Source organism: Ensifer adhaerens (assembly GCF_002007205.1).
GTDB classification, from domain to species: Bacteria; Pseudomonadota; Alphaproteobacteria; order Rhizobiales; family Rhizobiaceae; genus Ensifer; species Ensifer adhaerens_D.
Window position 1 is genome coordinate 1 of record NZ_LAZS01000006.1, and the last position, 14,540, is coordinate 14,540.

The 14,540-nt window shown below is 63.2% G+C and carries 10 protein-coding genes; 7 read left to right on the forward strand and 3 right to left on the reverse strand.

Annotated features, from left to right (window positions below; all coding sequences use genetic code 11):
- Window positions 1-125 (reverse strand): FAD-dependent oxidoreductase (locus tag XB14_RS32640; RefSeq protein WP_143348368.1); only part of this gene is annotated, 125 nt, incomplete at its 3' end.
- A gap of 456 nt (window positions 126-581) precedes the next feature.
- Here XB14_RS32640 and XB14_RS12670 point away from each other — a divergent pair.
- The 5 genes from XB14_RS12670 (at window position 582) to XB14_RS12680 (ending at window position 4,927) form a co-directional block, all read left to right on the forward strand.
- A complete protein-coding gene (locus XB14_RS12670) occupies window positions 582-1,880 on the forward strand; it encodes an Hsp70 family protein (RefSeq protein WP_077961985.1) in 1,299 nt (432 codons plus the stop codon).
- Between the two features lie 89 nt (window positions 1,881-1,969).
- Window positions 1,970-2,860, forward strand: coding sequence for a uracil-DNA glycosylase (locus XB14_RS12675; RefSeq protein WP_077962898.1), 891 nt, complete (start codon window positions 1,970-1,972; stop codon window positions 2,858-2,860).
- A gap of 178 nt (window positions 2,861-3,038) precedes the next feature.
- Window positions 3,039-3,215, forward strand: a complete 177-nt coding sequence (locus XB14_RS32645) for a hypothetical protein (RefSeq protein WP_089043882.1) — start codon at window positions 3,039-3,041, stop codon at window positions 3,213-3,215.
- A gap of 65 nt (window positions 3,216-3,280) precedes the next feature.
- A complete protein-coding gene (locus XB14_RS32650; RefSeq protein WP_143348369.1) occupies window positions 3,281-3,436 on the forward strand; it encodes a hypothetical protein in 156 nt (51 codons plus the stop codon).
- Window positions 3,437-3,634: 198 nt separating this feature from the next.
- Window positions 3,635-4,927 carry an MFS transporter gene (locus XB14_RS12680; RefSeq protein WP_077961986.1) on the forward strand — a complete coding sequence of 431 codons (1,293 nt, stop codon included), beginning with the start codon at window positions 3,635-3,637 and terminating at the stop codon, window positions 4,925-4,927.
- 9 nt (window positions 4,928-4,936) lie between these two features.
- Here XB14_RS12680 and XB14_RS12685 read toward each other — a convergent pair whose 3' ends face one another.
- The gene (locus XB14_RS12685; protein WP_077961987.1) at window positions 4,937-5,875 is read right to left on the reverse strand and encodes a DMT family transporter; all 939 of its coding nucleotides are present in this window, start codon (window positions 5,873-5,875) and stop codon (window positions 4,937-4,939) included.
- 431 nt (window positions 5,876-6,306) lie between these two features.
- Between XB14_RS12685 and pepN the strand changes: the two genes are divergently transcribed.
- A complete protein-coding gene (gene pepN / locus XB14_RS12690) occupies window positions 6,307-8,955 on the forward strand; it encodes an aminopeptidase N (protein ID WP_077961988.1) in 2,649 nt (882 codons plus the stop codon).
- A 286-nt stretch (window positions 8,956-9,241) separates the two neighbouring features.
- The gene (locus XB14_RS12695; protein WP_077961989.1) at window positions 9,242-11,569 is read left to right on the forward strand and encodes a PAS domain-containing sensor histidine kinase; all 2,328 of its coding nucleotides are present in this window, start codon (window positions 9,242-9,244) and stop codon (window positions 11,567-11,569) included.
- On the opposite strand, the gene XB14_RS12700 is transcribed toward XB14_RS12695, so the two are convergent.
- Window positions 11,547-14,540, reverse strand: coding sequence for a bifunctional [glutamine synthetase] adenylyltransferase/[glutamine synthetase]-adenylyl-L-tyrosine phosphorylase (locus XB14_RS12700; protein WP_077961990.1), 2,994 nt, complete (start codon window positions 14,538-14,540; stop codon window positions 11,547-11,549). The two genes, XB14_RS12695 and XB14_RS12700, sit on opposite strands and share 23 nt — an antisense overlap.

Below are 14,540 nucleotides of genomic sequence, written 5' to 3' on the forward strand. Positions count from 1 at the left end.
ACCACCGACAGCTCCGGATTGACCTGCTTCAACCGGATCGCCGCCGCCAGACCGGCCGGTCCCGCACCGACGATCACAACGTCGAACTCCATGCTCTCGCGTTCGGGCAGGTCTTGCTCGGTCATACCGTCTCTCCAGTCTCACCGGTCTTCTGCCGGCTCAGTTCCCAGGACATATCATCCCGTCATGGCAAATGCAGTTTGGCTTGTCGAGCCGGGATGCGACAGACGATGCCCGCTTTTGCGCATGAGGTCATGACTTTAGGGCAAATGTCTATATGACGTGTACGTAAACGTAAATACATCAATTTGTCGCGCGACGACGCTATTGAGCGTGCGGCCTTGCTTTTGCCGAAGAGCCGTGCGACGAGGCCGCCGCCCCACCGGCGGCACGCGCCGGCACACCCCATTCGCAATCGGCACTCGGCAAGGCGCCTTTCGGCGCCGGACGGCGTGCCTTTTGTCGTCGCGGTACCGGCTGCCTCCGCACTGGACGGCGGCTCTAAAGAATTCAAGTTGCGTTGCGCGCCACCGGCCTCACACCGGGCGGCGAAGCGACGCCAGACGCAAGGAGAGACACCCATGGCCAAGGCACTGGGCTTTGATTTCGGCACGACCAATTCCGTCCTGGCAGTCGCGGCCGGCGACACCACCCATTCGATGCAGTTCGACAGCCTCGCCGGTTCGACGGACGCCATGCGGACGGCCCTCTCCTTCATGAAGGATGCCCATCTCGGCGCCCAGGCGCTGAAGGTCGAGGCGGGCCAGGCAGCAATCCGGGCCTTCATCGACAATCCGGGCGACTGTCGCTTCCTGCAGTCGATCAAGACCTTTGCGGCAAGCCCCCTCTTCCAGGGCACGCAGGTCTTTGCCAAGCGCCACAGCTTCGAGGATCTGATGCGGGTGTTCCTGACCAAGCTGCGCGACTATGCCGGCGACGGCTGGACAGACCAATACAGCCGCATCGTCGTCGGCCGCCCGGTGCACTTTGCAGGTTCCAGCCCCGATCCGGCGCTGGCGCTTGAACGCTATGGCGCCGCCCTCTCCGAATTCGGCTTCCCGGAAGTGCACTATGTCTACGAGCCCGTGGCAGCGGCCTTCTACTTTGCCCAGAACCTCAAGCAGGATGCGACGGTTCTCGTCGCCGACTTCGGCGGCGGCACCACCGACTATTCGCTGATCCGCTTCGAGACCAAGGCCGGGCGGCTGACCGCAACCCCGATCGGCCATTCGGGCGTCGGTATCGCCGGCGATCACTTCGATTTCCGCATCATCGACAACGTCGTCTCGCCGCTGATCGGAAAGGGGAGTCTGTTCAAGAGCTTCGACAAACTGCTTGAAGTGCCATCGAACTACTATGCGAATTTCGGCCGCTGGAATCAGCTTTCGATCTTCAAGACATTGAAAGATTTCACCGATCTGAAGAAGCTCGTGCGCCAGAGCCTGGAGCCGGAAAAGCTCGAGGCCTTCGTCGATCTGATCGAGCATGACGAAGGCTATCCGCTCTACAACGCGATCTCGGCAACCAAGATGCAACTGTCAAAACAGGACGAGACCGAGTTCTATTTCGCCCCGCTCGGCGAAATGTCGCGCCGAACCGTTCGCCGCAGCGATTTCGAAGGCTGGATCGCGCCGGAGATCGCGCGCATCGAAGGCGCGCTCGACGACGTGCTGCAGTCGACCTCTACCGCGCCGGAGACCATCGACAAGGTCTTCCTCACCGGCGGCACTTCCTTCGTCCCGGCGGTGCGCTCGATCTTCGAACGCCGGTTCGATGCAAGCCGTATCGAGAGTGGCGGCGAACTGCTGTCCATCGCCCATGGCCTGGCACTGATCGGCGAGCACGACGACATCGCCCACTGGACGGCGAACGCCGCCTGAGCCTCACCGTCATCCATGACCTTGGATAGCAATGTCGCGGGCCGGAAAAGCGGTTCCGGTCCGGCGGCATATGGGCTAGGTTGGCTGTTATGATTTCCGCCCACGACCTCTCCCCGGCCGAGCTTGCTGCCCTCCTCGCCTTCCACGGCGATGCCGGCGTCGAATGGCTGCTGGAAGAGGAGGCCGTCGACCGCTTTGCCGAATTCGAGGCCATGAAGGCGGCGCGCGGAAACGGGCGCGCCTCAGCGGCCAGCGGCCGAGCGGAAACACCATCGCAGCCGGCTGCCCGTCAGGCAACGGCACCGGCCGCTCCGGCACAATCCCGGGACGTTCGCGCTACCCTTCCCAAGGCAAGCGCCCCCGCCGTCGCCATTCCGGACGCCCAGGCGATCGAGGAAGCACGCTTTGCCGCCGAATCGGCACGCTCGCTCGCAGAATTGCGGGTGGCGATGGAGGGTTTTGCCGGCTGCAATCTCCGGAACAGCGCCCGCAACCTGGTTTTTGCCGAGGGCGATCCGGCAAGCGGCGTCATGATCGTCGGCCCGATGCCCTATGCCGACGACGATCGCGACGGCCAGCCCTTTGCCGGGCGCCTCGGCGACATGCTCACCCGGATGCTGGCCGGCATCGGCCTTACCCGCGACAATGTGCTGCTGAGCAATGTCGTGCCCTGGCGGCCACCGGGCAACCGGGTGCCGACGGCGCGCGAAGCCGATATCTGCCGCCCCTTCATCGAACGCCAGGTCGCACTTGCCGAGCCCAAGCACCTGCTGCTGCTCGGTAATTTCACCGCCCGCTTTTTCCTTGGCGGCAACGACACGATCCACCAGCTTCGCGGCGAATGGCGAGAGCTTCCGATCGGCGGCATCACGGTGGCGACCCTTGCCACCCTGCATCCGCAAGACCTAGTGACCGCGCCGGTCAACAAGCGCTTCGCCTGGCAGGACCTGCTTGCCTTCAAGGCCCGGATCAACGGCTGATCCGCAAGGCGGGCCTTTGCCTGGACAGCCCTCCTTTCCGCCTGCCCGTTTCATGAACAAAGAATGAAGAAAGCCATGCGGTTTGCGCATATCAGCGGCGCATTTTGACGCATTGCAAAATGCGATGTTGCATTGCAATATACTGGCACGGGAGGAATGGAATCTAAGGAATTGAACCATGACTGCCCGCTTTCGTCCGATCCACAGCAGCTTTGAGACGCTCCGCCACACCGGCGCTGCTTACCGGACGCCGTTCAACCGCTTCGGCACGGCAGCCAACGAGCAGATGACCGCGATCGGCCTTGCCCGGACCACCCGTCCGGCGCAGATTTTCGCCGATTTCATCCAGCGCTGATCCCCACGCGATACGCGGCTTTGCGTGTCGCGTGCACAACCGACAACGAAGAAAGGAACGAAACCATGACCAAGCCGATTGCAAGCCTCAAGGTCCTGTTCGATTCGATCTCCGACATCGGCACGGCCGTGCGCGCCTCGCGCGAGTACACCGTTCTCAGCACCAAGAAAGACGCACGCCGCGCCCACCGCACGGCCGTGAGCCCGCTGCTGCCGAACTGACCCTTGCCTGACGGCAAACGCACCGCCTTTTTGCCATCGCCTGTCGCAATCGACAGGGCGCAAAAAACTGGATAGAGCCACACTCGTCCCGACTAAGGAGTGTCAGGCTCATCCGGTCCCTGCCAGACCGTTCCTCGCTCCACCTGCGTTTGCTCGTCATCGCATAGATGACGAAGCGCCACGTTTCCAGGAGCGCCAATGCTGGCCAGCCTCGCTTCCGTCTTCAGCCTGATGGTCTCGACCCTGCTCATGATGGTCGCCTTCGGCCTTCAGAGCTATGTGATCCCGGTGCGCTCCGTCGCCGAGGACTGGTCGACGCTGACGGTCTCGGTCATCGCCACCGGCTATACGGTCGGCTTTACGCTGTCCTGCGTCGTCACCCCCAAATTCGTGCTCCGGGTCGGCCATGTGCGCGTCTTCACCGCACTGATCACGCTGTTGTCGATCGCGATCCTGCTCTGCGGACTCATCGTCGACTGGCGCGCCTGGATCGTCTTCCGCGCCATTGCCGGGTTCGCCATCTCCGGCAGTTATCTCGTCATCGAAAGCTGGCTCAACGAGCGCGTCACCAACGAAAACCGCGGCCTTCTGTTTTCCCTCTACCTGATCACGACGATGGTCGGCACGATCGGCGGACAATACATGGTGCCAATCGGCGACCCGACCAACACGTCGCTATTCATGCTCTGCAGCGTGCTGTTCTCGCTGGCGCTGCTGCCGACGGCACTCTCCTCTTCCCCCATGCCGGCGCCACCGGCACAGGCGAAGTTCGACATCCCCGCCCTATTCCGCCGCTCGCCCGTCGCCGTCGTCGGTGGTTTTCTCGCCGGCGCGCTCTCGGGCGCATGGCTGAACCTCGGCGGCGTCTTCACGCAGAAGATCGGCCTTTCCACCGCCGAAGGCGCAACCCTGCTCGCCTCGCTTTTGACCGGCAGCGCCATTTCGCAGATCCCGATCGGCCGCCTCTCCGACAAGATCGACCGGCGCATCGTCATGGTCGGCTGCGGCATCGTCGGCGTCGTCTCATGCCTGGTGATGTCGGCATCGATCGGCAGCCAGCCGGCGGTGCTCTACGTCATCGCCGCCTTCGTCGGGTCGGTGCTCTTCCCCATTTACGCGCTGAACGTCGCGCATGCGAACGACCTCGCCAAACCGAACGAATATGTCGAGACGTCCTCCGGCCTGATGATCACCTATGGGCTTGGCACGATTTCCGGTCCGCTGATGGTCGGTCCGGTCATGGACCGCTTCGGCCCGTCGGCGCTGTTCCTCGTTCTTGCCGTCTATTTCGCTCTCTATGGCGGCTACGCCGCCTGGCGCATCCTGCAGCGTGAGCAGCACAAGGGCCTGGTCACAAAGACCGACTTCCAGGCAACGAGCGTGATGCCGACGCCCGGGCCCGATGTGACGAGCCCCGTCGCCCAGCAGATGGCCCAGGAGCCGCTGATCGACGACGACACGGTGCCGGCCTGGGAGAAGGCCAAGCCGTAAAGGCGGGGCTCACCCCTGCGGCGTCACGTGCTTGCGAGCGCCTCTGCGCTCCAGGCCAAGCCGATGCTCGCGGAAGATGATGAAGATGCCGGCGCCGACGACGATGGCGGTGCCCATCAGCATGGTGGCGGTCGGAATGTCGTCGAACAGGAAGTAGCCGATGATCAGGCCGAGCACGATCGAAGTATATTCGAACGGCGCGATCGTCGACATGTCGGCATGGCGATAGCTTTCGGTCAAAAGGATCTGCGCGACCCCGCCGCAGAAGCCAGCGAGCATCAACAGCAGAAAGGCCTCGCGCGAGATCGACGGCCAACCGAAGGGCAGCGTCGCGAGCGAAAAGACCGAGGCCGACAGCGAGAAATAGAGCACGATCGTATGGGTGCGCTCATTCTTGACGAGTTTTCGCACCAGTACCATGGCCACCGCGCCGAGGGCCGCCGAAATCAGAACCGCCGCAGCGCCCAGCGCCTCCAGCGAACCGAAGCCGCCTTCGCGGAAGAGTGTCAGCCGCGGCCAGGTAATGATCATCACCCCGACCAGTCCGATGACCACTGCCGACCAGCGATAGAGCCGCACCGTCTCGCCGAGGAAAAACGCTGCGAAGGCGACGGCAATCAACGGCATGGCATAGCCGATGGCGATCGCTTCCGGCAGCGGCAGATGCACCAGCCCGTAGAAACCGAAGCTCATCGCGAGAATGCCGACGAAGCCGCGGGCGATGTGACCGGTGAAGTCCTTCGTCTTGAAGGCATCGCGCAACTGTCCGCGGAAGGCGAGATAGCCAAGGATCGGCACCATGGCGAAGGCCGAGCGGTAGAAGGTGATCTGGCCGGTGGCGATCTCGCTTCCGGCCGCCTTGATCAGCGTCGACATGCAAACGAAAATGACGACGGAAAGGACCTTGAACAGGATCCCCTTCATCGGGCTTTCGAGTTCCGCATTCATTGAGGGCACTTTTCGAACAGCCTCCGCCGGCAATCAGCAGACACGAGGGCTGGTTTGGGAGATTTTTTCAGCGGAGAGAACCGCCACAGGATTTGGTCACTTTAGCGACGCTTGGCGGGAAAGTCGGATCAAACTTCGTGATGAATGACGTTTTTTCTTGATCGATCGGCCTTCGACAGTAGGACGCCAGGCTTTTCTTTAGCTGCCCCGAAAAAATCCTTTCCAATTCATGTCTTGTTAGTCCCACTTCGATACACATCGGTCCGATAGGGGAGCGGGAAGAATAACGGACGCCATGTCTTTTCTGCCGGAAGTGCGGTCGCCGGCATCACAATCGTGTGGCACAATCCAGCTTTTCGCCCCTTGGCCTTTTCACCATCACAGGCGCCCTCTACAAATTCTCCAGTAGAACGGTGCAAGCGGGACTGACCATGCGGACAAATACTGGCCAGATCATTCATCTGGAAGACTACCGGCCGACCGATTTCGTTCTGGAGAGAGTGGATCTGACCTTCGAGCTCGACCCGAAGGAGACCAAGGTCGAAGCCCGGCTGATCTTCCACCGCCGCGAAGGCATCGACGGCGCAGCACCGCTCGTGCTCGACGGCGACGAGCTGACGATGACCGGCCTGCTGCTCGACCAGGAAGAGCTTGCGACGTCGCTCTTTGATGTCGCCGACGATACGCTGACGATCCGCGGTCTGCCCGAAACCGCTCCGTTCGAAATCACCATCACCACGCTGCTCTCGCCCGAGACCAATACGCAGCTGATGGGTCTCTACCGCACCAACGATGTCTATTGCACGCAGTGCGAGGCCGAGGGCTTCCGCCGCATCACCTATTTCCCCGATCGTCCCGACGTCCTTGCCGTCTACACGGTCAACATCATCGCCGACAAGAAGTCCGCTCCGCTCCTGCTTTCGAACGGTAATTATCTCGGCGGCGCGGACATGGGCGATGGCCGTCACTTCGCCGCCTGGTTCGATCCGCATCCGAAGCCGAGCTATCTCTTCGCGCTGGTTGCCGGCGATCTCGGTGTTGTCGAGGACACGTTCACCACGATGTCCGGCCGGGAAGTCGCGTTGAAGATCTACGTCGAACATGGCAAGGAGGCACGCGCCTCCTATGCCATGGATGCGCTCAAGCGCTCGATGAGGTGGGACGAAGAGGCTTTCGGTCGCGAATACGACCTCGACATCTTCATGATCGTCGCCGTGTCCGACTTCAACATGGGCGCCATGGAGAACAAGGGCCTCAACGTTTTCAATGACAAGTACGTGCTCGCCGATCCGGAAACGGCGACCGATACCGACTACGCCAACATCGAGGCGATCATCGCGCACGAGTACTTCCACAACTGGACCGGCAACCGCATCACCTGCCGCGACTGGTTCCAGCTCTGCCTGAAGGAAGGCCTGACCGTTTACCGCGACCACGAATTCTCCGCCGACATGCGTTCGCGCCCGGTCAAGAGAATTGCCGAGGTGCGGCACCTGAAGTCGGAGCAGTTCCCCGAGGACGCGGGCCCCCTCGCCCACCCGGTGCGGCCGACGAAGTATCGCGAAATCAACAACTTCTACACGACGACGGTCTACGAGAAGGGATCGGAAGTCACCCGCATGATCGCCACCATCCTTGGCCGCGATCTGTTCAAGAAGGGCATGGATCTCTATTTCGACCGGCATGACGGTCAGGCGGTGACGATCGAGGATTTCGTCGCCTGCTTCGAGGCGGCGAGCGGCCGAGACCTTCGCCAGTTCGCGCTCTGGTATCATCAGGCCGGAACGCCGCTGGTGACCGCTTCGGGCGCCTATGACGCGGCCAAGCAGACCTTTACGCTCGCGCTCGAACAGACCGTGCCGGCCACACCCGGACAGGGCGCCAAGGAGGCGATGCACATTCCGCTCAAGATGGGCCTGCTGCTCGAAGGCGGCGGTGAGGCCGCGCCTACCGCCGTTTCCGGCGCCGACATAACCGACGACGTCCTGCATCTGACAGAGCGCAAGCAGACGATCGTCTTCTCCGGTATCCCGTCGCGGCCGGTTCCGTCGTTCAACCGCAGCTTCTCCGCGCCGATCAACCTGCATATCGAGCAGAGCGCCGACGATCTCGCGCTGATCGCGCATCACGAAAGCGACCTCTTTGCCCGCTGGCAGGCGCTCAACGCCATTGCACTTACCAATCTCGTCGAGGCGACGGCGAATGTCCGCACTGGCAAGCCGGTCACCACAGACAAGGCGCTGATCGACGGCCTGATCCGGGCCGCCGCCGACAACAGCCTGGAGCCGGCCTTCCGTTCGCAGGCGCTGGCTCTGCCGAGCGAATCCGATATCGCCCGCGAGATCGGCACCAACAACGATCCGGACGCGATCCACGCTGCACGTCAGCAGATTCTGACGGCCGTTGCCGCCGCCGGTCGCGATACCTTCCTCACGCTCACCGACGAACTCGTCTCCAGCGGCGACTTCAGCCCGGATGCGGCAAGTGCGGGGCGCCGGGCGCTGCGCAACAGCGCGCTCACCTATCTCGTGCAGGGCGATGAAGGGCCCGAGCGTGCGGCCAAGGCTTTCGCCGCAGCCAACAACATGACCGACCTCAGCCATGCGCTGGCGCTGCTGGCCCACCGCTTCCCGGATTCGGCCGAGGCGGCCGAGGCTCTTTCGACCTTCCGCAAGCGCTTCGCCGACAACGCACTCGTCATCGACAAGTGGTTTGCGGTCCAGGCGACGATCCCTGGCGCTCAAACGCTCGATCGGGTCAAGGCGCTGATGGCCGAGCCGCTCTTCAACGGCAACAATCCGAACCGCGTGCGCTCGCTTGTGGGCACCTATGCCTTTGCCAACCCGACCGGTTTCAACCGTGCAGACGGCGAAGGTTACCGTTTCCTGGCGCGCCAGATCCTCGACATCGACCCGCGCAATCCGCAGCTTGCGGCCCGCATCCTGACCTCCATGCGCTCCTGGCGTTCGCTGGAGGACAAGCGCGCCGGGCATGCCCGCAAGGCGCTGAAGGAGATCGCCGGCGCGTCGAAGCTTTCGGCCGACGTCGGCGACATCGTCGAGCGTATGCTCAAGGCCTGAGCGCCGTAAAAGCCTGATTTATCTTGAGGCCGGGCCGCGAATGCATGTCTCCTTAAATCGTCCCCGATTTAAGGGAAAAGACATGCAGCAAATCAAAGCGTTACAGCGACCTTCGCGCGTCTGACTAGACGCGCGGCGCTGTAGCGCGACCCGGCCTATTATTTTCCAACGATAAGAATTGGTTAACAAATCTTTACCAGTGCCTCTGGACAAGGCGAATCGCCCTGTGATTCATTGAGTCAGATTCGGGCGAGCGGCGCGCCGAATCATCAGAGGGTTTTAAGAATTGGGAAAGATGGCGGACGCGCGACCAGCGAGCGCAGCCGACGGGCGGTTGCGACTCAAGCTTCCGGGCATTGCCGGCCTGGAGCAGGAGTTTATCTCGCAGGCGAAGATCTTTGCCGGGCCGGCTTCACGCCGCCTGGCAAACGCGGAGCCCGTTCTCAAGCGCTCCATCCCGATCCTGATCATCGCGTTCCTGATCATCGTGGCGGTTTCGCGCATGTCCAGCATCATGGACGAGCACGCCCGCATGGAGGAAAGCTCGCGCCAGACCGTCGGTCTTGCGGCCGCGATCGCCGTCGCCGCCTTCCAGACGGACGGTGTCGCACTGTTCGACGAGGGCCGTCGTGCCGAAGCGGAGCAACGCTTCAGCCAGTTTCTGCCGACCGGCATGCTCGATCCCGGCACATTCATCCTCGCGGTGCGCAAGGACGGGCGGATCTTTGCAAGCACGCAAGGCGGTGGCCCGCTCATCGGCCGCACGCTCGCCGCGGCCGCGCCTGACATCGCGACGCTGCAATATTTCGGCGAACATTCGAGCGTCATGAAGACCGCGATCGCGGGCGCCGACCACATCGTGGCGCTGGCGCAGCTGCCGGACGCGGCTGGCGTCGTGCTGGCGGCAACGCCGGTCACCCAGCTCGAAACGACCTGGCGAGACGAGGTTTCGCTGAACGTCACGCTGTTTGCCGGCATCTCGGCGATCCTGCTGATGGTGCTCTACGCCTATTACATCCAGGCCAAGCGCGCTCGCGACGCCGATTCGGTCTTTGCCGAATCCAATCTCCGGGTGGAGACGGCGCTGTCGCGCGGCCGCTGCGGCCTCTGGGACTTCGACCTCGCCAACCGGCGGCTGTTCTGGTCGCGCTCGATGTACGAAATGCTCGGCATGCCCGGCGAAAGCAGCGTGCTTTCCTTTGGCGACGCCGCGCGGCTGATGCACCCTGACGACCACGGCATCTACAGCGTGGCCCGCACGATCGCGCGCGGTGATGCGCGCCAGATCGACCAGGTGTTTCGCATGCGGCACGCGGACGGCCACTATGTGTGGCTGCGCGCCCGCGCCGAAATCATCCGCACCGCATCCGGTCGCGCGCACCTGATCGGCATCGCCATGGATGTCACCGAACAGCACCGGCTCGCCCAGCGCTACGCCGAGGCGGACCAGCGGCTCGCCGACGCGATCGAATGTACCTCCGAGGCCTTTGTGCTCTGGGACAAGCACGACCGCCTGGTCATGTGCAACACCCACTTCCAGGACGCCTACAAGCTTCCCGATCACGTGCTCGTTCCCGGCACCGAGCGCATCGCCGTACAAGGCGCTGCCGCGCGTCCTGTCGTCGAGCGGCGGATCGCCGACCCCGACCACAGCAATCAGTCGCAGACGAGCGAGGTCCAGCTCGCCGACGAACGCTGGCTGCAGATCAACGAGCGCCGTACGCGCGACGGTGGCCTTGTCTCCGTCGGCACCGACATCACGCTTCTGAAGCGTCACCAGGTGCGCTTGCGCGAATCCGAACGGCGACTGATGGCGACGATCGGCGACCTTTCGGCGTCGCGCATGACGCTGGAGCGGCAGAAGACCGAGCTTTCGGTCGCCAACTCCAACTACCAGGCGGAAAAGGACCGCGCCGAGGCTGCCAACCGCGCCAAGTCGGAGTTCCTCGCGAACATGTCGCATGAGCTGAGAACCCCGCTCAACGCCATCCTCGGTTTTTCGGAAATTCTGCAGAACCAGATGTTCGGCCCGCTCGGCTCGGAAAAGTACAACGAATATTCCCGCGACATCCACGAGAGCGGCAAGCATCTGCTCAACGTCATCAACGACATTCTCGACATGTCGAAGATCGAAGCCGGCCACATGCGCATCAGCCGCGAGACGATCGATCTCGCGCCTCTCATCGAAGAGACGCTGCGCTTCACCACCATTCCCGCGGAGCAGAAGAACATCCACGTGGTGCAGCAGATCTCCTCCGGCCTCACCATGGTCGCCGATCGCCGCGCCATGAAGCAGGTGCTGCTCAATCTCCTGTCCAATGCGGTCAAGTTCACCAATGAGGGCGGGCGGATCTCGCTGCGCGCGCGCAAGGTGACGGGCGCGGTGACGCTGACGATCGCCGATTCCGGCATCGGCATCCCACGCGACGCGTTGCAGAAGATCGGCCAGCCCTTCGAGCAAGTGCAGAGCCAGTATGCCAAGAGCAAAGGCGGATCGGGGCTCGGGCTTGCAATCTCGCGCTCGCTCACCCGCCTGCATGGCGGCAGCATGAAAATTCACTCGACCGAAAACGTCGGCACGATCATCTCGGTCAGGATTCCGGACCGCACCTGACGTTTGGTGACAGGACTAATCCCGAGACAACCGACTGGAAGACGCGGCGCACCGCCTTAGAGAGCCTGCGGACGTCTCCCTCCAGTGTCTTCAGGTCCGGATAGTCCCCCGCCCGGCAGACGAGATCGATCAGGCCCGCCGGCGCCTCCTTCGGCTCGAACTCACCCTCGATGCAAAGCCGCACGATCTGGGACAACTCAGTAAAGAGGTGCAGCGCTTCGAGAGTGACATCGAGATCGTTCGGGTTCATCAGCGCATCGCCGAGCAGCTTCAGCGCGTCGCCGGTATTGGTGCCGGCGATCAGCGGCTGAACGCCCTTCGCAGGCGCGACGAGCGCCAGATACTGGCTGATGAACTCGATATCGACGAGACCGCCCGGTATCAGCTTGAAGTCCCAGATATCGCTCGGCGGCTTCTCGCTGTCGATCATCTCGCGCATGGAGATCACGTCGGCGCTGACCCTGACGATATCGCGCTTGCGCCCGAGGATTTCGGCGAAGATCGCATTAGCCTCGGCGATCAGCCTGTCGTCGCCGCAGATGCAGCGTGCCCGCGTCAGGGCCAGGTGCTCCCAGGTCCAGGCCTCTTCGCGCTGGTACTTGGCAAAGGCGTTGATCCTGGTCGCGACCGGCCCTTTGTTGCCCGAGGGACGCAGGCGCATGTCGACCTCGAAGAGAATGCCTTCGGCAGTCGGCGCCGAAAGGGCCGCGATCAGGCGCTGCGTCACCCGCGTGAAGTAGCGGGTCGGATCGAGCGGCTTGGCGCCGTCGGATTCGGTTGCCGCCTCGTCGTAGTCGTAAAGCAGGATCAGATCGACGTCGGAGCCAGCGGTCAGTTCGTGGCTGCCGAGCTTGCCCATGCCGACGACGGCTATACGACCTCCGGGGAAATCGCCATGCGCCGAACGAACTTCGTCCTCGACCGCCTTTACCGCCGCGGCGATGATGAGATCGGCGAGATCGGTAAAGGCGCGGCCAGCCTGAGCACCGGAGATCGCGCCCGTCAAAAGCCGGATGCCGATCAGGAAGCGCTGCTCGGCGGCGATGATGCGCAGGCGGTCGAGCACCTCCTCATAATGCCGCGCGCCACCGACGAAGTTAGCGATGCGCGGCGCGAGATAGTCCCGCGTCGGCAGTTCGGCAAGCAGGCCGGGATCGAGCATGCCGTCGAAGACGTGCGGGCGCGCAGCGATGATTTCGGCAAGCCTTGGGGCCGACGACATGACGTTGACGATCAGCGATAAGAGGCCCGGATTGTTTCCGAGCAGCGAGAAGAGCTGGATGCCCGCCGGCAGGCCGGAGATGAAATTGTCGAAACGCAGCAGCGCCTCGTCGGCGCGACGGCTCTCACCGAAAACACGCAACAGCTCCGGCGTCAGCTCGGTCAGCCGCTCGCGCGCCTCCACCGACTGCGTCGCGCGATAGCGGCCATAGTGCCAGGTGCGGATCGTATGGGAGATATCCGACGGCCGTTGGAAGCCGAGCTTCTTCAGCGTCTCCAGCGTGTCGGGATCGTCGCGCTGGCCGGTGAAGACGAGGTTGCCGGTCTCGGTCGAAAGCTTGGCTTCCTGTTCGAAGAGCTGGGCATAGCGGCGCTCGACCGTTTTCAGCACGCGAGAAAGCGCCTTCGAAAAGGCAGTGGTATCCTCGAAGCCGAGCATGTAGGCGATGCGTTTCAGCTCCGCCTCGGTCTCGGGCAGGACATGGGTCTGCTCGTCGCGCACCATCTGGATCCGGTGCTCGACATCGCGCAGGAACCAATAGGCCTCGACGAGTTCGTCGGCCGTCTCCTCGTCGATCCAGCCGGCCTCGACGAGCGCGCGCAGCATCGGCTCGGTCGCGCGCTGGCGCAGTTCCGGCATGCGGCCGCCGGCGATCAGTTGCTGGGTCTGGACGAAGAACTCGATCTCGCGAATGCCGCCGCGGCCGAGCTTGATGTTGTGGCCCTTGACCGCGATCTCGCCATGCCCTTTGTGGGCGTGGATCTGGCGCTTGATCGAATGAATGTCGGCAATCGCCGCATAATCGAGATACTTGCGGAAAACGAAGGGGACTAGTTCCCTGAGGAACCGCTCGCCGGCCTCGATGTCGCCGGCAACCGGCCGCGCCTTGATGAAGGCCGCGCGCTCCCAGTTCTGCCCCCTGCCCTCGTAATAGAGCATGGCTGCCTCCACCGGGATCGCAAGCGGGGTGGAGCCCGGATCCGGCCGCAAGCGCAGGTCGGTGCGAAAGACATAGCCGTCGCCGGACCGCTCCTGCAGGATACGGATCAGGCGGCGCAGCAGCCGCCCGAAAGTCTCCGACGCGTCGTCTCGATCGACGATGATGCCGGATTGCGGATCGTAGAAGACGACGAGGTCGATGTCGGAGGAGTAGTTGAGCTCGAAGGCGCCGAGCTTGCCCATGCCGAGCACGACGACACCTGAACCCGCGCTGGGGTTTGCAACGTCCTTGACGTTCAGCTTGCCGCCTTCATGGGCGCTCAGTAGCAGGTGATCGATGGTCGCGGAGACGGCAGCGCCTGCAAATTCGCTGAGCCAGCGCGTGGTTTCGCGCCCGTCGAAATGGCGGGAGAGATCGGCGAGAGCGACGGCGAAGGCAAGCTCGCGCTTGGCCCTTCTGAGCCGCGCCATGATCTCGGTATCGGCCAAGGCCGCGCCGCCCTCGTTCGGCTTCCAGGCGTCGCGGGCGCGGCGCACCCGTTCGGCCAGGAAGGTCGCAAGATCGGTCGACAGGAGCTCTTCGAGAATGGCCGGGCGGCTGCCGCCGGTGTCGCGCAGGAAGGGGGAAAGGGCAAAGGCAGAGACGATGAAGGTCTTGAACGGCGTTTCGGACGCAAGAAGGCTTGCGACCCTGTCATGGCCCTTGGCCATATCCTTCAAGACCGAAAGCGCTGTTTTGGCGTCGGCTTGTGTCGCCGGACGGATCGGCGTCGTCTCGATCGCCCAGCACTTCTGCACCTGTTCCTGCAT

Bases quoted from the DNA above. Each gene is read 5' to 3' on its own strand.
- XB14_RS12670 (WP_077961985.1), top strand. From the start codon at position 582: ATGGCCAAGGCACTGGGCTTTGATTTCGGCACGACCAATTCCGTCCTG.
- XB14_RS12700 (WP_077961990.1), bottom strand. From the start codon at position 14,540: ATGCAGGAACAGGTGCAGAAGTGCTGGGCGATCGAGACGACGCCGATC.
- XB14_RS32650 (WP_143348369.1), top strand. From the start codon at position 3,281: ATGACCAAGCCGATTGCAAGCCTCAAGGTCCTGTTCGATTCGATCTCC.
- XB14_RS32645 (WP_089043882.1), top strand. From the start codon at position 3,039: ATGACTGCCCGCTTTCGTCCGATCCACAGCAGCTTTGAGACGCTCCGC.
- pepN (WP_077961988.1), top strand. From the start codon at position 6,307: ATGCGGACAAATACTGGCCAGATCATTCATCTGGAAGACTACCGGCCG.
- XB14_RS12685 (WP_077961987.1), bottom strand. From the start codon at position 5,875: ATGAATGCGGAACTCGAAAGCCCGATGAAGGGGATCCTGTTCAAGGTC.
- XB14_RS12675 (WP_077962898.1), top strand. From the start codon at position 1,970: ATGATTTCCGCCCACGACCTCTCCCCGGCCGAGCTTGCTGCCCTCCTC.
- XB14_RS12680 (WP_077961986.1), top strand. From the start codon at position 3,635: ATGCTGGCCAGCCTCGCTTCCGTCTTCAGCCTGATGGTCTCGACCCTG.